The organism is Arthrobacter sp. D1-29 (assembly GCF_054130585.1).
In genome coordinates this window covers 1,085,205-1,105,306 of the sequence record NZ_CP096383.1, presented here as the reverse complement: position 1 = coordinate 1,105,306, position 20,102 = coordinate 1,085,205, and the positions used below count along the sequence as shown (strand labels likewise).

The following is a 20,102-nucleotide window of genomic DNA, read 5'->3' as shown; positions in this document are numbered from 1 at the left end:
GGTTGGCGTCAGGTCACTCCTACACTCACCTCTTAACGGTGACGCTGACCGTTGCCACCGGCTCCCCGTCGCTGCCGGTTGCCTTGATGGTCAACGGTCCCAACGGTGTGGTCGCGGGGATCTGGAGGGTGACTTTTCCGGTTCCCTTCACGTCGGTAAACACTGTGCCAAGGGTGGCGGCCCCGGCCGAAAGGACAACCTGGTCCCATCGGTCGAAGCCGGCCACCGTGAACGTCAGCGAGCCGCCGGGCTTGACCGTGCCGGCGCTGGCCTTCAGCGACGGGGCCACATCCGCCGTGATCTTGACGCTGGTGCTACGGATCCTGTCAGCGTTGCCGGCCTCGTCGAAGGACCGGTAGCTGACCACGTAGTCGCCGCGCGTGACGATGGTCAGCGGCGAGCCCGCAGCTATGGTGGTCCATGCCCCGAGGTTGAGCCGGTATTCGATCCTGGCGACCCCTGACAGCGAATCCTGGGCCGAGAACATCACCGTCACCGGGTTCCGCGGAGTGCCGGTGCCTGATTCCGGCGAGGTGACAGCCGCCGTCGTCGGAAGCATCTTGTCAATCTTCACCGCCACGCTGCCGGCCGAGCCGTCTATCACCACGCTGCCCGTCAACAGCCGGTGGTCAAGGGTATGCGGTCCGCTCGCTGAAATGGTGAATGGCTGGGCCGCCGCATTCCAGGCACCGCCATCAAGGCGGTACTCGGCTGCCGTGCCGGCAGGCGCGGTGATTGCCACGGTGACGTCCTTGGCATACCACCCCTCGGCGGAAGGCTGGCCACTGGAGGTCAGGGTCACTGCCGCCTTGGGCGCTGCCTTCGCCGGCACCAGTGCGGACTGGGCAGGGCTCACATTGCCCGCAGTGTCCACCGCGCGGTACTCCACCGTGGCGGCACCGTCACCCACCGTCACCGTTGTGCTTGCACCGGCCGACGACGTCCACAGCTCAGCGTTGTTGACCCGGTACTCGAGGCTGGCCACGCCGGAACCTGGATCCGCGTCTGCACCGGTGATGCTGACAGTGCGGGCCGGGCTGTCCACCACCGCTGACGACGACGGAACCACGGTATCGATCCTGATCTCCCGGTCCACGATTGCGGACGTATTGCCGGCCGCATCCACAGCGCGGATCTTCAGTGCCGGGCTTGAATCGTTCAGCTGCACGGGAGCAAACACGTCCCACGCGAGGCCACCGTCGCGGCTGGCCTCGATCAGGGGCGCTGTGCCGCTGTCATCTGTTGCAGTGGCCGTCACGCCCACCGTTGACTTCCACCACCCGTTGGAGCCGTCCGGAGCGTCAGGAGAGACGGTCACGGTGAGCACCGGCGCAGTGGTGTCGGGGGCTGCGATGGTGACCGTTGCTATCTTCTCCGCCGAGGTGTTGCCGGCACTGTCAGAGGCCCGGTAGGCCACGGCGTGGCTGCCCGCCCCGGAAACCGGGAATGGCGCTGTGTACGTGGTCCAGGGACCGCCGTCGAGCGAGTATTCCATGGCAGCCAGCCCTGAACCTCCGGCGGCGTCGCTGCCGGACAGCGTTACCACCACGGGGCCAAGCGAGCTGCCGCCCTGATCGTCGAACGACGCCGAAACCTGCGGCGCCGTTCCGTCACGCCGGACGTCCAGGGTGGTAACCGCCGACTGATATCCGGCCGCGTCTGTGGCCCGGACCTCGACAGTGGACGTGCCTTCGCCGAAGCCCACGGCGGCCGAGTACGGCAGCCAGGCACCGCCGTCGACCCTGTACTCAATGGTCACGGCCGAATCGTCGGTGGCGGAAGCCACCAGGGTTACGTCCCCGGTGTACCAGCCGTTGCTGCCGGTGGGATCAGCAGGGTTCAGTCCTGCGGTCAGCACGGGCGCCGCGGAATCCGGCACAACCACCTTTACCTGCACATTCTTGAACTGGTCCGCGAGCTCTTCGGCCGGAGTCATGTTCAGGATCGGCTGGCCGTCAGCCGCGAAGTGAACAGTTGCCGCCCGCGCATGCCGGCCCGGATCGAACAGTCCGCCGTCGCCCTGGTCGCCAGGCCCGGAAACTTCCCCGATGGTCCGCGAATGGAACACGATCACCGGGTTGCCGTACTCGTCCACGGTGAAGGAGTTGTGGCCCGGGCCTGCCTGGCCGGGAACGTCGGCTGTCTGCAGGATCGGGTACGGGTTCTTGGTCCAAACTGACGGGTTCATCAGGTCGGCGCCCTCGGCGGCGGACAGCAGCCCGACGCAGTAGGCCGCGTCCACGGTGGCCGCCGAGAACGTGATGAACACCTTCCCGTCCTTCTTGATGACGGCCGGGCCCTCGTCCACGGACTGTCCGGCGTTCTTCTCCCACGCCATGGTGGGTGTGGAGAGCAGGATGGATTTGCTGGTCAGCTGGGAGGGGTCGGCGGGGTCGATGGTCGCCATCCGCAGCGTGGAGGCGCCGGGCTTTTCGGCCCAGACAACGTAGTGCTTGCCGGCGTTCTCGAAGTACGTCATGTCCAGCGAGAAGCCGCGGAAGGCCTCCGTGTCGCCGGTGGCGGGCTTCATCCGGCCCAGTTCACGCCATTTGGTCCGGTCCATCAGGTCCGTGCCGTCCAGCTTCAGCACCACCGGGCGGATGCTCCACACGCTGCCGTCAACGCTGGCGGTAAAGAACACGTACCAGCTGTCGCCCACCTTGTGCAGCTCGGGCGCCCAGACATACCGGTTGAGCGCCGAGGTGTCCTCGTCCCAGATGGTGACCTCGGGTGCAGTACCCAGGCCTTCGATCGTCGTCGCACGCCGCAGGGTTACGCGGTCGTAGCCCTCCAGGTCTCCGCTGCCCACCATCGGGTAGGAAGCGGTGAAGTAGTAGTACCCGTCATCGCCCTTGATCACGTCGGGATCGGCCCGCTGGGCAACCAGCTTCTCCGGGTAGGTGGGCCGCTGCACCGTTCCGTTGACGGTGTAGGTCCCCGCCTTTCCGGATTCAACGGCGGATTCGACGGCGGCCTTATCGGCCGGGTTCCACTGGACACCCATTGTGGTGGTGGACCCATTGTTGTACTGCACTTCCGACGTCGTGGGCAGCGTGAGCTGCCCGTCGGCGTCGGGCGTGACATCACTGAACGGGGCAACACCGGTGCTGAAGGGACGGCTGTACTTGGCAACGACCCTGCCGTACTCGGCCTTGGTGACGCCGACGGATGATGGCTCCAGGGCACCTGCGGGGAACGTCCCCTGGGCAACCAGGGGGACAGCCGGCACCTCGACCGGATCAGTAAAGGCTGCGAAGTCCTTGGTACTGACCTGGTAGGTTCTGCCGTCCGTCTTGGACACAAAGGTCAGGCGGTAGGCAGCGATGCTGTTGTCGTACCTCACCGTCACCGACGCCGCCGACAGGTTCCTGGAGTTGAACGCCACCAGCCGTTCCCCCGTGAAGGTCACCAGGTCAGCGGAGTCGTAGACGTAGATCGAGGACGAGTTGCTGTCCACGGTGGCCACCAGACCGAAGGAGCCGTCCGCCTTCCGGAACACCACGGGCGATCCAAACTTGACCGCACCAATGGTGGGGTAGAGGATGGGGCGGCCGTTGTTCAGGCCCGCGTAGTTCCCGGCATTTTGCGAGCCTGCGTCTTGCGAGGCCGTATCCGGCGAGGACGCGAGGTGCAAGGCATCGGTGCGGTCGGTATTGCCTGACTGGATGTAGGATCCAATCCGCCCCGCGTCCGCGGCCAAGACCTTCACCGGATACGTGCGGACCTCCGTCAGCCCGTCGGCGGCGAAGGTCGCCGTCAGCGTGAGCGACGTTTCGGCGGCGGGCCTGGTGACCTTGCCAGTGGTGGAGAGCACGGCAGGGTCCGAGGACTGCCAGGAGACGGTGGCGGTTCCGACGGCGGCAGCCAGGGCCACGTCCTCCGTGACCACCGGGAAGGCCGGGTTGAAGGTGTCCGCCACCAGCAACAGGTCCTTCTGCGGGGTGTTGGCCAGGACGGTGAAGGTGAAGGAGCGGGTGGTTGTCTGGCCGGCCAGTTCGAGCGTGGCGGTCAGGGTAACCGTCACGTCGTCGGTGGCCGGACGAGTGACCTTGCCGGTTCCGTCCAGGTGCGCCGGATCCGAACTGGTCCACGTGATCCTGGAGCCCTTCGCTCCGGCCGCCGGCAGGTTGAGGTCCGCGTTGATGGTGGCCGGGCCCAGGTTCAGCGCTGCGGCGTCCGCGTCCAGCGCGGCCTTGGCCACCGCCGGATCCCCTGCGCCGGTGTAGTAGGCGTTCGCCACGTCGGCGTCCGAGAGTGCAGTGCTGAACACCGACACATCCCGCACGCCGCCCTTGTAGAAGTTGTCGGGGTAGGTGGACCGTCCGATATAGGCCACCAGGTTGGTGCCGAAGTCGGTGACAGTCCGGGTGGTGGGTACTGTCCCGATCTTGGTGCCGTTGAAGTACCCCGTGATGGAACCGGGCTTGATCACAGTGGTGTACAGGCCCCACTCGGAACCTGTGGCCGGGCCGGGGATGCCCTTGGATGCGGTGGTTGGCGAGATGCCGGCCTCGGTCCCCCACGGCGCTGAGGGTTCGTTGCCGTCAGTGATTACTGACTTGAACAGGCCCTGCTGATTGCGGGGGTTGAGCAGCCAGTACTGGCCCGGCGGCGAAGCGGCGGAGCCGAAGAACATGGCGGCGTAGTTTCCCGAGCCTGTCTCGTTTTTCAGCCATGCGGAGATGCTCAGCGTGTTCTGGCCGTCAAACATTCCGGTGGGCAGCTTCACGTGCGCAGCCGCGCTGCCGGCAGCACCGCCAGGCAGCGTCAGCTCCTTGCCGGAAATCGTAGCCCCGCTGCCAACGATGGTGGCGGTTTTGCCGTTGCCCGATGCGTCAGCCACCGAGGTGCCCACCACCGAGGAGAAGTCATACCGCGCCAGCAGTTGCGTCCCCACCACGGCCATTGACGACTTCGGTGACGCCGCGGAGTCACCCACGGCGTTGGTGGCCACCACCGCAGCCTGGTAGCTGCCGGCCGGCAGGTCCGCGAAGCGGTGGGACGTTGCGGAGCCGTCCACCTGGGCGGTCCGGTGGACGGCGCCGGCAGAGGTGTAAAGGGTCACGGTGTAACCGGTGATGGCAGAGCCGCCGTCGCCCGGAGTGACCCAGGAGGCGGTCAGCGAGGCGCCGTCGGCTGTCAGCGACGGGGCGGCCGGCGCTGCCGGGGCAACCGCCTGCGCGTTCTGGGCAACCACTGTCAGCTGGTACTGCCGGGTGATGGTGCTGTTGCCTAGGGTCAGGGTTGCCGTGAGGGTCACTGGAACGTCGGCGCCGCTGGGACGGTTGACCTCGCCCGTGGTGGAGATCACTGCCGGGTTTGACGATGCCCAGCTGATGGCGGATCCCTTGGCGCCGCTGGTGGGAAGGGTGAGGTTGCCCGTCACCTGGGTGGGTCCGAGGTTGATGGCGTTGGCGTCGGCCTGGAGGGCGGCGTCGACGACGGCGGGGTCCACCGTTTTGAAGTAATAGTCCTTGATCTGGTCTGCTGTTTTGGCAGTGCTGTGGACGAGTACGTCCTTGACGCCGCCCTTGTAGAACGGGTCGGGATAGGAGGACCGGCCGATGTAGGAGACCAGGCTGGTGCCAAAGTCACTCACCTTCCGGGTGGTGGCGACGGTGCCTATTTTGGTGCCGTTATAGTAGCCGGTGATCTGGTTCGGCTCGATCACGGTGGTGTAGAGGCCCCAGGAATTGTCAGTCACAGGACCTGCAATGCCCTGGGCTGAGTTGGTCGGAGAGATGCCGGCCTCCGTTCCCCACGGCGCGGAGGTGCTGTTCCCGTTGGTGATCACGGATTTGAACCTGCCCTGGGAGTTGCGCGGGTTCAGCAGCCAGTACTGGCTGGGCGGGTTGTTGGGTCCGCCGAAGAACATGGCGGCGTAGTTCCCTGAGCCAGTCTCGTTCTTGAGCCAAGCCGAAACAGTCAGCGTGTTCTGGCCGTCGAAGGTTCCGATGGGCAGCTGGACATAGCCGGCGCTGCTGCCGGCTGCGCCGCCCGGCAGGGTGAGGACGTTGCCGTTGACCGTTGCGCCGGTGCCCTTGATGGCGCCGTCGCGGCCCCAGGGCGAGGAGTCGGGCACCACCGTGCCGGTGACCTTGGAGAAGTCGTAGTGCAGCAGGGTGTCGCTGCCGGCCGGGATGACCGAAACCGTGGCGGTGGCCGTCAGGTCGGTTCCGGTGACGGAACCGGTCACCGTGATGGTGCCTTCGCGGGTGTAGTAGTCCGCGGGGGCCGCAGCGTTCCAGGCCACCGCGAGGTCCCTGGTGCTGTTGTCGGCGAAGGTCACCGTTGCTGTCCGGGGCAGCGCGGCAGGAGCGCCCACCACGGTGGAGATTTTGACGGGTGCGACGCTGGTAGCGGCGGGCAGGTAGGCACCCATCAGGGCGCGCTGCTCTGTCGCGGTGATGGGCATGATGGTGCCGTGGCGCGGGGCCGGGGACGGCAGCGAGTAGCCGGTGGGAACGGACCAGCTGGCGTTCTGCAGGGTCTTGGAGAACAGCGGAATGTACTTGCGGCCGCCGAACTCGTCAACAAAGAGGTAGTAGCCGGGGCCATTGACGTCGCCGTCGTTGGCCTTGAACACGGTGGGGCCTTCGACGGCAGCGGTTCCGGCGCCCTTGCCGATGCAGGTTGCGTCAAGCTTCCAGGTGTCGGAGGTGGCCGACGTAACGGTGGTGACGGCGGTCAGGCTGGTGGAGTGTTCCTGCATGATGTCCAGGCAGCCGGTGGACTGGGCTTCGTCCTTCGTGAACCGGTGGTAAACGCCGTTCTCGGCGATCACCGTGCTGTCGATCCTGGACTTACCGGTGTTCTGCCACACCTTGGCTGGGCTGAACGTGACGAAGTCACGCGTGGTGGCGTACAGCATCTGGTTGGGCTGGCCCTCGCTGTGGTCCGCGGTGTTGTAGAGCTTGGACGCCCAGAACACCACATATTCGCCCAGCGAGGGGTCGTAGTAGGCCTCGGGAGCCCAGGTGTTGCCGGCGTTGTCCGGGGACACCTTCACGTGGCGCTGCTCGGACCAGTTGACCAGGTCGGTGGACTCCCAGATTTCCATGTACTGGCTGCCCTGGCGCTGCGAGGCATCCCAGGTGGTGCCGCTGCCGATCGAGAGGTCTGTGGCGATCATGTAGAACTTGTCACCCTCCGGCGAGCGGACGATGAACGGATCGCGCAGGCCCTTGGTGCCCATCGTGGAAGCCTTCACGGGCTGGCCGCCGTTGAGGGTCAGCCAGTTGCGTGCGTCATTGCCGTTGCTGGCACCGAAATAGATCTTCTCCCCCGCGATGGAGTCGCCGGTGAAGTAGGGGAACATGTACGCCTCGAACTTCGGCGTCTCCGGGAGGGCTGGGACGACGGCGGTGAACGCCTTGGTGGTCACGGCGTCGTTCTTGGTGATCAGCGCCGTCAGCGTGACCTGGTCAGTCGGCTGGCCAGTGGCGGGGCGGTGAACGATGCCGCTTGGGTCCACCACCGCAGTGTCCTCGGAAGCCCAGGCGATGGTTGTCGCCTGCGGGCCGGAGGTGGGCAAGGTCAGGTTTCCCCGGACGTCGCCGATGTTGGTGACCGCGAGGGAGCCGGCGGCTGCCTGCACGGCCGCTTCGTCCTCGGGGGTGACAGCGAGCGCCGGTTGCGCGGGCGCGATCACCAGTGTGGAGGCGATGCAGAAGGCCGCGATGGTTGACGCCATCCGTAGCCAGGTACCGCTCGGTGTCATGAACACTCCTCTGTGTTTGACTCCTGCCCGAGGGGCCCTAGCGGGATGTCCCACTATCCTCGTCTTGGCAGGTCGAGCGATGTTAGCGCTCACAATGCCTTGAACAGTAGAGCGCCCCCGCGCTTTAGGCAAGGGTTTGCCGAGAAGTGATACGTGAAAGCCGGTAACCGCAACATCATTACGCCGAAAAGGCGGCCGGAGCAGGCGGGCCTTGACAGGCAGCTAGCCGGTCCGCTCCCGCCACAGCAGCGTCACCACGAACACCGGCACGCAGAGCACCAGCATGGCAAGCACCATCTGGCCCCAGCTTGCAGCGTCCACGCCGCCGGCCGCGAAGACGCCAATCAACACCGTGGCGGCGATGGCCCCGACGTAGCGGCAGGTCTGGAATATCCCTGCGGCAATGCCCCGCTCCTGGGGGCGGGTGGAGACAAACATGCCCTGGTTAAAGGCAATACTGACCATGGCGTACGGAACACCCATCAGCGCTGTCAGCGCCGCCACCAGTGGGATGGCCAGTGAGCCGGTGAAAAGCCCCATCAGGGCAGCCACTGCCATCAGAAGAACGACGCCGGTAATCAGCACCCGCCGCACGCTGAACTTTGTCATGGCCCACACTGCCCAGGGCGTGGAAAGGATGGACATGGTGGCCAGCGGCAGCATCAGCAGTCCCACCAGGCCGGGATCGTACCCGCCTGCTTCCTGCAGGAGCTGGGGAAGGCCGAAGAACACGAAGTAGTAGACGCCGTTGAACACTGCGAAGCCAAGGTACACCAGCACCAGGGGCCGGTTCCGGCCAAGGAGCCGCAGGTCCAGGAAGGGCGTGCTGAACCTGAACTCGCGCCAGACAAACAGTGCAGCAATCACCGTCCCGGCGCCCAGCATCCACCAGCGGTAGCCGGGCACCGCATCCAGCAGGGCCATCATCGCCAGCAGCAGCGACGTAACAAAGCCCAGGATGCCCGGGATGTCCGAATCGCGCACCAGTTCGGCAACGCTTCCGCGTTCACGCTCGCCATCTGCGGGTGCCACCTGCCGGACGATCAGGAGGCCGGCGAGCGCCAGCGGGACGTTGATGATGAACAACGCTTCCCATCCCACAAAGCCCACCAGGAGCCCACCGATCACCGGGCCCACGGCGGCCGCGGACGTGTTGGCCATCTGGATCCGGCCCAGTGGCCGGGCTGACTCAACCTTGGCCCGCTGGGCGATGGCACCGACCATCGCCATTGCGCTGGGGTAGGCCGCGGCTGTGCCGAGGGCCATCACCGCGCGGGCCACGCACAACAGGGCGAAGTTGGGTGAGAAGGGGGCAACCGCACAGGTCACCGCCACCAGGGCCATGCCAAACATGAACATCCGGCGCGGCCCGAACCTGTCCGCCAGCCTGCCCATCAGCGGCTGCCCTGCTGCCGAGCTGAGGTAGAAGGACGTGATCACCCAGGTGACGGTGGCGACGTCGAGGCCGAAATCGGCGCGCAGCACCACCAGCGCCACGGCAATCATGGACGAGTTCAGCGGGTTCAGCGCTGTGCCCAGGCTGAGGCCTGCCACCGCCAGACCGGTCCGGGGTTTGTTGCTCACGGAAACAGTCTGGTGCACGTGGTTCCGGATTCACCACTTCATGAAGCCCCGGCAGCCTTTCCCGTCACGGACCGAAAGGAAAACGCTAACGCCCTGCCTCCCTATTGCTGCAAGACCGGAAGATGCTCCTTTCCAGCAACATCACCAGCCGGCGACATCAGCGATGCGCTCGGCGACGTCCCTGGGTGTCAGGTCGTCGACGTTGACAACGACGTCATCCAGTGCCGCTTCATCGAGCGCTTGCGTGAGACTCTCATAGCCGGCAAGAAACCTCTCGAGCTCCCAAGGCGTTGCGACCGCATGGCGTCGACGGAGCCGTTCCTCAACCGTGGTGCGGGACGCACGTAAGCGCACAAGCGGTGCTGCTTCGGCATCCAGGGCACCCACACCTTGCGATAGCGCGGCGCGACATCCGTCCAAGTGCTCACGGTCAGTGAACACGTGCGCCACGGCGATGTGCTTAACACCCGCCGCCCAGTATGTGCTGCTGACCGCGGCGAGGTTCGCCCGAGCTGCACGGCCGCCCCAGGGATCATCTCTCGGGCGCGGCCAGAAGAGCGCGAGCTCGTCGAGATCGACGAGAGCGTGGGAGACACTTCGCTCTCCCAGTGCGGCACCGAGTGCCTGAAGCGCACTGGACTTGCCGACGCCGGACGAGCCGTTGAGCAGCAATGCTCGCGCTGCCCGCCAATCGCCTTCGCGAGGTTCATCGTGGACGTGATGTGAGTCCTTCTTTGCGGTCACAGACTACACAAACTCCGCCGAATTGATCTGCTGAGCGACTTCTTCCGCCGAGAGTCCGTCGGTATTGATGATTGTGGCACCGTTGGGCCGGAGTGCTTCATCGCGGGCCTCAATGATTGCCGCAGCCACCGCCGCTCGGATGCTCAGGTCGTCGAGTCCCAGGCGGTGATCGCCGGCGAGAGGGGGTCCCCCTCCCTCCGCCCGGACGCGATGACGGGATTCGATCACTTCGTCTGATGCATCGAGCCAGTATAGGTGCGCAGGCTGCGCGATAGCGGTGACCGCACGCGCCGTCTGTGGATCCGCGGTTATTATTACGTGCCCGATCCCGCGACGGGCCATCACAGCCGCGAGGGCAGCCGAGTTGGCAGCGCGTAGCGGCGCGGCCTCTGGCGCGTGGGGGTCCGCCCCCACGAAGCCGAGTTGGTGGCTGTCGATGTACCCGATCCGTTCGCCGGACCACATGCGCTGCAGGAAGGCGAGGAAACCCGTTGTCGACAGCCCGATACCTCCAGCGCCCGTTATAAGAGTCACCGCGGGCTCGGCATCGATAACGGATGGGACAGCCGGCGGCGTGTCGAGGCGCTCTCGGCGGGCCAGACGCTCCACGTGTTCGAGCAAGCTCTCGATGACCTCGGAAGGCGACGTATCGGTTGTGTCGACCGATACGTCCACCCAGCTCGCGTCGAAGCGGTGGGCATAGTCGACAGAATCGGCTGCGAGCTCCACGTTCCACCTACGCCGCTCGACGCGGTCCACAATCGTCTCGTCGGAGGCGCGCAGATGAACAACGAGAACATGCGGACGCCCGCCGACTGGCAGCAAGCGCGCGAGGTGATCTGCGTCGTCGACCATGCCTGCCACGATTAAGACGGTCGCTCCAGCGCGTTGGAAGATCGGCCCAACCACCGCAAGCCCATCGGCGATGAAATCGTCCTCACTCGACTCGACTCCTGCGGCGTTCCTCAGTTGGTCGGCATCCACGAAGGCCGCAGGAACGTTCTTATGCTCCAGCGCCTGCTGAAGATGCCAGCCGATGGTTGACTTGCCCACCCCAGACGTACCGACTAACCACACCATTGGAATCATGCAATAGAGACTATCGGGTCGAATGGAGACCCGCCCGGCCCAACTCAGACTGTTGGCTGTGCAGACTGAGAGGTTGCGGTTAGCCGGGAGATGGTTTGGGACCGTTGCTTGTTACGAATGGTGAGCCTGGAACCTTCCGCGGCTGCTGGGATGGGCAACAAGGGCGGCTATGGCAGCGGTCAGTGCTGGCAGGTAGAAGTAACCGATGCTTGCGGAGCCGATGAATATGAACACAGTAAGAGCAACAGTGGTCGCGAGGGACACGTACAACCGTGCGCGCGGCCTTAGCAGGAGAGGTACCGCTGTCAGGATCACCGGAATGAGCAATGGCACGAAAACTGAGGGCCCTTCTCTCTCCAGCAGGGTCAAGTATCTAATGTGTTCAACCCCGCCAGTCGTCAATTTTGCATGCGTGACTATAGGGACCAGCAAGAGGGCCACGGACGTGGCTGCTGCGAGCAAGACCGCAATTATCTGACGAACGTTCTCCGGATCGGGACGGCGTTTCATGTGACTCCGAGCTGCAGCTGTATAGCTCCACGAAAGCAGGGTTTGGAAGAATCCACTAGACGATCATCCAGGTAAGGCGTCCGCTCATGGTTCCCTCGGTGCTAACCAGGCCAGGGGTTTTGCACTTGAAGTAGGCTGGCAGGGTCCTTCTGGGCAACCAAAATCTTTGGGGGAAGAATCATGGATATCGTCGTGCCGGTCGTTTTCGCGGCCATCTTCTTTTACGTTCTCTACGGAGTAATTCGGGCGGCGACACGAGACGGCATCATCGCGGCCAAGCAGGCCGAAAGAGGTCACGCTAGTGATACCGATTCGCTGAACCCCGGCTGGCCGGGACGTTATGCCCGCGCGCGCGGAGAAGGATCGTTCAGGAACTCAAGGTGCGCCGGCGTGGTGGCAACGGTGCTGGCGGAGTACTCAGGATGCTTGGTGAGGAACTTCTTGATGAACGGGCACACGGGGACAATGGCGATGCCTGCCTCGACGGTTTCATCCAGGGCCACGGTGGCGAGCTTGCCTGCCAGGCCCTGGCCACCGTATTCCTCGTTGATCACGGTGTGATAGAAGATCCGCTGGGGTGAGGCGCCGCCGTCGTACTCTTTGTACGCGGCCTTGCCAATCACATTGCCGGAGTCCAGCACTTCAAAGCGCTCCCGGTCCGGGTTGTGGCGGATAGTGATATCACTCATCTGGATCTCCTCGGAATCTGCGTCTTCTACAGCCTAACCTCACCGCGGCTGCCCTTATTTCCTCGCCGCATTTTCCCGGCGTGCCCACGGCCACCCGGGTGACTTAGTCCGCAAAGGCTTGTAGTGTCTTGGGCACCGGTCAGACCGGACCGGGCTAGCGAGGAGGGAACATGGCAGCCGACAACGACGAACTGCGCATCCTGGACGAGTGGAGCCAGAGGCTGGCCCAGGCGCTGCAGATCCTGGACCTTGAAGTGGACCAGGATCTGCTCCTGGAACTCGCCCGGAAATCCGCAGCCTCCGTGATTCACGCGGCCGCTCCGGTGACCACGTTTATGGTTGGCTACGCGGCCGGCCTCGAGGCAGGAACGGGCAGTGCCGGGTCCACAGCCTCTTCCGCTGCTGCAGTCTCCAAGGCAGCCGACGTCGCGTTCCAGCTTTGCGGGGACGGGGCCGACGGCGGTCCGGCCAGCAAGGGCTGGGCGGACACCGCGCAGTAAATCACAGTTTCAGCGGGCGGTTAACGGGCTGGCGCCGTGGCCGGCTCCGTTGGCGTGCCCCGTTGGACGGTCAGAACTTTCGAATGTCCAGTTCTTCGGCCGGCTGGAAGCCCAAACGCGAGTAAAAGCTGCGGGAGTCGGCGGAAGGTGACAGGACCATCCGTGCCGCTCCGATGCTTTGTGCAAAGTCGACGGACGCTTCCACCAGGCGGCGTCCGATGCCGGCGTTCCGGTGCTGCGGCAGGACGTAGACGTTGCCCAGGTAGACCCAGCACGAGGCTTCCTTCCTCGGCTTGGGCATCCGCTGGAAGATCATCAGGTTCAGCATGCCGATCAGCTCGCCATCCTGCTCGGCCACAAACACCTTGCGCGGGTTGGCGTCCGCCCAATCACGGAAGGCGGCCTCGAAATCCGGATCCTCCGCGGAACCCGGGTCCTGCTCGGCGGCCCACGTTGCCCGCAGTCCGGCCAGGCCGGGCACGTCTTCTGGAAGTCCCTCTCGAACAATTGGCATGGGTTTACTCTAGGGCGAGCCGCTCCGTCCGGATGCCATCCAGCTGCGGTTCGCCTCACGGTCAAGCCCCGCTTCCTCCACCAGCTGCGTCAAATATGGGCGTCGTCCCTGGCGCAGTTCCAACCCTTCGGGAAGGCCCTGGACGGACGGCTTTGAGTTGGAGATGTCGATGGTGATCCGGCCACCCGCCAGGGGTGCGTTGCTGATGTGCAGGTCGCCGTAGGACTCCGGCAGGACAGGATCCACCCATACGCCGCCCAGGGAAACATGGGTGTCGTACCGCATCAGGCTGGTCACCAGCCTGATGGGTGTGGTGGCTGCCCAGGCCTGGGGCGAGCAGGCGGTGGGATACGGCACCGGTTCGGCGATCTGGTCCCGGCTGAAGCCGCAGAACAGCTCCGGCAGCCGGCCGCCGGAATACTCGGCGGCCTCCAGCAGGGCAGTGGAAATGCGCTGCGCTTCGGCGATGAACCCGTACCGCAGCAGGCCGCTGGCGATCAGCGCATTGTCATGCGGCCAGACCGACCCGTTGTGGTAGCTGGCCGGGTTGTAGGCGCCCATGTCGCTTGCCAGCGTGCGTATCCCCCATCCGCTGAACATCTCCGGAGACATCAGGCGTTCCACCACTTGCGGTGCTTTGTCCTCGTCGACAAGGCCATACACCAGGCAGTGGCCCATATTGGAAGCGCAGGCGTCCACCTGGCGCTTCCGGCCGTCCAGGGCGATTGCGTAGTATCCGCGGTCCGGCATCCAGAACTGCTCGTTGAACTGCTTCTTGAGCTGCGCCGCCTTGTCGGCGTAGTGGGTGGCCGTGGCTGTGTCGCCGGCGTCGTAGGCCATCCAGGCGCGCGCGGTGTAGGCCGCGTGAACGTAGCCCTGCACCTCGCAGAGAGCGATCGGGCCCTCGGCCATGGTGCCGTCGGCGAAGTTGATGCCGTCCCAGGAATCCTTCCAGCCCTGGTTAATGAGCCCCTCCGGATTGAGCCGTTCGTACTCCACGAACCCGTCCCCGTCCTTGTCCCCGTACTCGCTGATCCAGTCCAGCGCCCGGTCGGCATGGGGCATCAGGGCGGCGATGGTTTCTGCGAAGAATCCGTAGCGGCTGGCAGAGCCGAGCACCACCACAAACAGCGGGGTGGCGTCCACGCTGCCGTAGTAGACGGACTTTCCGCCCAGCGACAGCCCGCTGGAGACGTCGAGCCTGACCTCGTGCAGGATTTTGCCCGGTTCCTCCTCGCTCATCGGATCCACCACCCTGCCTTGCCGGTCCGCGAGCGTCTGCAGCGTGCCCAGGGCAAGGGAGGGATCCACCGGCAATGCCATTTCCGCTGCCAACAGCGAGTCTCGGCCAAAGAGCGTCATGAACCAGGGTGCGCCGGCGGCCACCACCACACGCTCCGGATGATTGGGATCCTCGATCCGGAGCGCACCCAGATCGTCGTAACTGCGCCGCAGCGTCCGTTCGATGGACCGGTTGCCCATGTGCAGTACGGGAATCTTGGCCACCCATTCCTGCCGGCGCACGTCGCGGGGGGACAATCCTTCCTCGTCCGGATGAACGAACGACGGCGGCGGCGGACTTGGGGTGTCATCAGTGGGGACTACGGTGACGATGGTGCTCCACTGCGCGTGGGCGGCGATGGTCACGCGGTAGGTCAACGCCTCCTCCGTGAAGTGTGCCCCCGGAGCCTGGACGCGGATGCCTTTCCGGACACCCTGCCAAACCGACCGGAGGATCAACGTGTCCCCGTCCACCTCCCGGGTTTCTTCCCACTGGCGATGGATCCGCGCCTCCTTCACCTCAAAGAGATCAGCGAAATCCGCCTCAACCGTCAGCGAGATCAGGCATTCTGCAGGGGCGGGCGAATAGTTGCGGACGGTGAGCTGTTCCTGGATGCCCGCGCCCACCTCCCGCAGCCGCTCGACAATCAGCGGGCTGTCCGCATAGCCGTCGGTACGGATGGCCCGGCCTACCAACAGGGCACGGAACGGTTCTTTGGCCTCCGCCACCAGGGGCTCAATCTCGTGCCCGTTGATGGTGAGGCGCCAGCCGGAAAGGATCCGGCTGTCCCGCACAAAAACACCATGCGGGTGCTCGGATTCGATATCCCCGTTTGGCAAGGAGATACAAAAGGACGATCCCTCCACCAAAGTAACCGTCCCGCCCCCCAAGGGCCCCGCAGAAGTGTCAGCATTCCATCCAGCCATCCCGGCTCCTCCAACAAGAATTTACTGGGTGCCGTGGCCTTCATTGTGCTGCTCGCCGGCCACAGCATGCATCGTCCCCGAACCGACGCTACGCCGGTCTTCCTGCACGCGCCAGAGGGTCTAATCCACTATCTGCGGGCGCTGGTGCTGACGCTTAGCCTGCCGCCGCCGGCTCCCCAGCATGTTCCCTCGCCGGCTCCAGCCGCACGATCACCGCCTTGGACACCGGCGTCTGGCTTCCCTCGGCAAAACTGTCCAGCGGGACCAGTACGTTGGCCTCCGGATAGTAGGCGGCCGCGCAGCCTACGGCTGTGGGGTACGACACCACCCGGAAGTTCCTCAGCACCCGTTCCACGTTGTCGTGGTGCACCCCGTGGATGTCCACGTACTGGCCGTCGTGGAGCCCCAGTTCAGCGAGGTCCTTCGGGCTGACAAACACCACCTCGCGGCCCTTTTTGATGCCGCGGTACCGGTCGTTGTGACCGTAGATGGTGGTGTTGAACTGGTCATGGGAGCGCATGCTCTGCAGGATCAGGGTGCCCGCCGGCCGCTCCACATGCTCGAGCTGGTTGACCGTGAGCATGGCCTTTCCCGTGGGGGTGTTGAACGTGCGGGAGTCCCTGGGCCCGTTGGGCAGGACAAAGCCGCCCTCCTGGCGGATCTTCCGGTTATAGTCCTCGCAGCCGTTCACCACGTGGGAAATGTGGTCACGGATGAGGTCGTAGTTCTTTTCGAAGCCGGCCCAGTCAGCCTGGATGGAATCACCCAGCACCCTCTGGGCCAGCCTGCTGACGATAGCCACCTCGGACAGCAGCCCTGGCGCCACCGGCTTGACCGTTCCGTGCGAGGGGTGGACCGCGCAGACGGTGTCCTCGACGGACACAAACTGCGGTCCCGATTCCTGCAGGTCGATTTCCGTCCGGCCCAGGGTGGGCAGGATCAGGGCCTCTGCTCCGGTGACGGTATGGGACCGGTTGAGCTTGGTGGAGATCTGGACGGACAGGTCGGTGTTTTGCATGGCCGCCCAGGCGGCCTGCGTGTCTGAAATGGCTCCCACCAGGTTGCCGCCCAGTCCGACGAAAACCTTGATCCCGCCGTCGCGCATTTTCCGGATGGTTTCCACAGAATCGGCGCCGTGCGTGCGGGGCGCGTCAAAGCTGAACTCCCTGCTCAGCGCGTCCAGGAACGCCGGCGGCATCTGCTCCCAGATGCCCATGGTGCGGTCGCCCTGGACATTGCTGTGCCCGCGAATGGGCGAGGCGCCGGCCCCGGGCTTGCCCATGTTTCCGCGGAGCAGCAGCAGGTTGATGATCTCCTTGATGGTGGCCACGCCCTTTTTCTGCTGCGTGATGCCCATGGCCCAGGTGATGATCACCTTCTCTGCCTTGAGGTAGCGGTCCGCCAGCTCGTCGATCTCTTCCACCCGCAGCCCGGTGGCCTCCAGGACGGCGGCCTCATCCAGGTCCGCAAGGTGGGCCTGCAGCTCGGCCAGCCCCTGGCAGTGTTCGGCCAGGAATTGATGGTCCAGCACGGTTCCGGGGTTCCTGGCCTCGGCCTCGAGCACGCGCTTGGAGACCGCCTGCAGCAGCGCCATGTCCCCGCCGATCCGGACCTGCATAAATTGGTCGGCCAGGTCGGTTCCCCGGCCCACGATGCCCTTGACCTTCTGCGGGTTCTTGTACCGCATCAGCCCGGCCTCCGGCAGCGGATTCACCGCCACAATGCTGGCCCCGGCCTCCTTGGCCTCTTCCAGTGCGGTCAGCATCCGCGGGTGGTTGGTGCCGGGGTTCTGGCCCATGATGATGATCAGGTCCGCCATGGCGAAATCGTCATAGGAGATGGTGGCCTTGCCGATGCCGATGGTCTGGCCCATCGCCCAGCCTGAGGATTCGTGGCACATGTTGGAACAGTCCGGCAGGTTGTTGGTTCCGTATCCCCGGACGAACAGCTGGTACAGGAACGCGGCCTCGTTGGAGGTCCTGCCGCTTGTATAGAACGTGGCCTCATCGGGGCTGGCCAGTCCGTTCAGCTTATCCGCGACGATGGTGAACGCCTGGTCCCAGCTGACGGGACGGTAGTGGTCCTCCCCCGCCGCCTTGTACACCGGTTCCGTGAGGCGGCCCTGCATCCCCAGCCAGTACTCCGACCTCTCCCGCAGCTCGCTGACAGGATGTTCGGCCCAGAATTCAGAGCCGATCACCACCGGCGTGGCTTCCCAGGTGACTGCCTTGGCGCCGTTCTCGCAAAATTCGAACGTCTTGCGGTGCCCCGGATCAGGCCAGGCGCAACTCATGCAGTCGAAGCCGTCCTTCTGGTTCAGCGCCAGGAGGGTTTTCCGGGTCCGGTCCGGCCCCATATGTTCCAGGGCGGGTTTCATGGAGTGATAAACGCCGGGGATCCCGGCAGCCCACGTCTTCGGGTGGCCTTTGACTTCCAGCTTTGACTCGTCAGCCTCTTCAACCCGCGGGTTCTTGCGCGCCACGATGCACTCTCCTTGCCTCACTGACTGTTCCCGCAGAACACCCGGTTTCGCTGCCAGGAACGCTCACTTTCCACAGTTGTTCAGCCGGCGGTGGAAGTCAAGGAGGATGCAGGGATGCCAAAGAGCGACGGCGGGTGGCGGTCCGCGCTAGGCTTGTCACCACGGCTGAAGCAAGCGGCCGCAGGAACCATTTTCCGGAGCTTGTCCAGATGTCCGAGAACCCTGCCCTGTCCGCCGCACTGAGTACACTCGCCGCTTCCGCTTTTTCCCTCGGGCACCTCCAACACGGCCAACTGGCCGGGATGGAAGCGCTGGCCCGTGGGCGGGACGTTCTGGCGGTGATGCCCACCGGCTACGGGAAGTCCGCCATCTATCAAGTGGCCGCGGTGCACCTGCACCGGCAGGCGGGACGTCCCGCCGTCGTGGTTTCACCGCTTATTGCCCTGCAGGAGGACCAGCGGGACGGCCTAGAGGAATCCCTGGGCCCGGATGCCGCCGTCGTTATCAACTCCTCCCGCACCGATTCGGAGGTGGAGGAAGCGTGGCAGGCAGTGGAGGCGGGCACGGCCGCGATGGTGTTCCTGGCTCCGGAGCAGCTGGCCAAGCAGGAAACCGTAGAACGGCTCGCATCCCTGGACATAGCGCTTTTTGTGGTGGACGAGGCGCATTGCGTCTCCGCCTGGGGACACGATTTCCGGCCCGACTACCTTGGCCTTGGTAGCGTCCGCGAGCGCCTGGGCAATCCCCCGGTGGCCGCACTCACCGCCACCGCCTCTCCCCCGGTGCGGGAGGAGATCATCCGGCGGCTGGGCATGACGGATCCGCTTGTCCTGGTCCACGGCTTCGACCGGCCCAACATCAGCCTGGCCGTGCTCCGGCACCATGAGGACAAGGACAAGCGCCGCGCGGTAGTGGAACAGGCAAGCGAACTGGTCAGGGAAGAAGGCGGGCAGCACGGGCTCCTGTATGCCGCAACCCGCAAGGACACCGAGAAGTACGCCGCGAAGCTGGCCAAGAACGGGGTGCGGGCGCAGGCCTATCATTCGGGCCGCACCGCGGCAGACCGCGAGGCCATCCACCAACAGTTCATGAACGATGAACTGGACCTGGTGGTGGCCACCACGGCCTTCGGGATGGGGATCGACAAGCCCAATGTCCGCTTTGTCCTCCATGCGGACATCCCGGAGTCGCTGGATGCCTACTACCAGGAGATTGGCCGCTGCGGCCGGGACGGCCAGCCGGCCTCCGCGGTCCTGCACTACCGCGCAGAGGACTTGGGCCTGCGGAAATTCTTTGCCGCCCAGGTGCCGGACGAGGAGTCACTGCTGGCCCTGCTCAAAATCCTGCGCGCTGCTGACGGGCCGGTGCCCAGGACGTCCCTTGCCGAGATCACGGGATTCCCGGCCCGGCGGGTCACAGCACTGCTGAACCAGCTCCAGGAGGCAGGCGCCCTCAAGACCGGCAAGCGCGGTGTCCGGCTCACGTCCAAGGCCAAGCTGCCCGCAGTGGTGCGGGACGCCGTCGAACTGGCCGAAGCACGGCAGCGCGTTGACCAGTCACGGATCAACATGATGCGCGGCTACGCCGAGACCAGTGGCTGCCGGCGGCAGTTCCTGCTGGGCTACTTCGGCGAAGATCTCCCCGGGGCGTGTGGCAACTGCGACAACTGCCAGGCCTCGCCCGCGGACTCGGTCCGGGACCTGGACCAGGGCTGGGAAAGGGGCAGGGAAAGGGGCTGGGACGGGGAGCGGGAAAGGATCGACGACGGCGGGGCGGCTCCTGGCGCGGCTGCCGCGGCCTCTGATTCTGGCGCCTCCGATGCCGGTGCCGATCCTGCGCCGTTTCCGGTGCAGTCGTCTGTGACCCACAAGAAATGGGGGCCGGGGCTGGTGATGCGTTCCGAGGCCGACGTGATTACCGTGCTGTTCGAGCAGGAGGGCTATAAAACGTTGTCACTCAAGGCCGTGGCGAAGAAGAAGCTCCTGCGGCAGAACTGACTGCATTGCGGGGACCGCAGTTCCTCCCAAACGTCGCACCACCAATTGAAAAGTGGTGTTGATTC

At 65.1% G+C, this 20,102-nt stretch carries 10 protein-coding genes; 2 read left to right on the top strand and 8 right to left on the bottom strand.

Annotated elements, in window-relative coordinates; all coding sequences use genetic code 11:
- Positions 1-25 precede the first annotated feature (25 nt).
- The 5 genes from M1E17_RS05140 to M1E17_RS05120 all read right to left on the bottom strand — a co-directional run bounded on the left by M1E17_RS05140 (position 26) and on the right by M1E17_RS05120 (position 12,336).
- On the bottom strand, positions 26-7,720 hold the full coding sequence (locus tag M1E17_RS05140; RefSeq protein ID WP_457965892.1) for an immunoglobulin-like domain-containing protein: 7,695 nt from the start codon (positions 7,718-7,720) through the stop codon (positions 26-28).
- A gap of 222 nt (positions 7,721-7,942) precedes the next feature.
- Complete coding sequence (locus M1E17_RS05135; RefSeq protein ID WP_457965890.1) at positions 7,943-9,304, bottom strand: MFS transporter; 1,362 nt, start codon at positions 9,302-9,304, stop codon at positions 7,943-7,945.
- A 141-nt stretch (positions 9,305-9,445) separates the two neighbouring features.
- Positions 9,446-10,048, bottom strand: coding sequence for a hypothetical protein (locus M1E17_RS05130; protein ID WP_457965889.1), 603 nt, complete (start codon positions 10,046-10,048; stop codon positions 9,446-9,448).
- 3 nt (positions 10,049-10,051) lie between these two features.
- Positions 10,052-11,137, bottom strand: a complete 1,086-nt coding sequence (locus tag M1E17_RS05125; protein WP_457965888.1) for an AAA family ATPase — start codon at positions 11,135-11,137, stop codon at positions 10,052-10,054.
- Positions 11,138-11,985: 848 nt separating this feature from the next.
- Positions 11,986-12,336: a GNAT family N-acetyltransferase gene (locus M1E17_RS05120; RefSeq protein WP_457965886.1), complete on the bottom strand. Its 351-nt coding sequence runs from the start codon at positions 12,334-12,336 to the stop codon at positions 11,986-11,988.
- A gap of 170 nt (positions 12,337-12,506) precedes the next feature.
- On the opposite strand from M1E17_RS05120, the gene M1E17_RS05115 reads away from it, so the two are divergent.
- Positions 12,507-12,836, top strand: coding sequence for a DUF6457 domain-containing protein (locus M1E17_RS05115; protein WP_267277942.1), 330 nt, complete (start codon positions 12,507-12,509; stop codon positions 12,834-12,836).
- Positions 12,837-12,906: 70 nt separating this feature from the next.
- Here M1E17_RS05115 and M1E17_RS05110 read toward each other — a convergent pair whose 3' ends face one another.
- The 3 genes from M1E17_RS05110 to M1E17_RS05100 form a co-directional block, all read right to left on the bottom strand.
- Positions 12,907-13,350: a GNAT family N-acetyltransferase gene (locus tag M1E17_RS05110; protein ID WP_457965884.1), complete on the bottom strand. Its 444-nt coding sequence runs from the start codon at positions 13,348-13,350 to the stop codon at positions 12,907-12,909.
- 9 nt (positions 13,351-13,359) lie between these two features.
- Entirely contained in the window at positions 13,360-15,558 is a 2,199-nt protein-coding gene (locus M1E17_RS05105; RefSeq protein ID WP_457965883.1) for an amylo-alpha-1,6-glucosidase, read from the bottom strand.
- A 154-nt stretch (positions 15,559-15,712) separates the two neighbouring features.
- Positions 15,713-18,040, bottom strand: a complete 2,328-nt coding sequence (locus tag M1E17_RS05100) for an FdhF/YdeP family oxidoreductase (RefSeq protein ID WP_457965881.1) — start codon at positions 18,038-18,040, stop codon at positions 15,713-15,715.
- A gap of 209 nt (positions 18,041-18,249) precedes the next feature.
- Here M1E17_RS05100 and M1E17_RS05095 point away from each other — a divergent pair, with 209 nt between their 5' ends.
- Positions 18,250-20,037 (top strand): RecQ family ATP-dependent DNA helicase, encoded by a 1,788-nt coding sequence (locus tag M1E17_RS05095; protein ID WP_457965880.1) that lies wholly within the window; start codon positions 18,250-18,252, stop codon positions 20,035-20,037.
- Positions 20,038-20,102 lie beyond the last annotated feature (65 nt).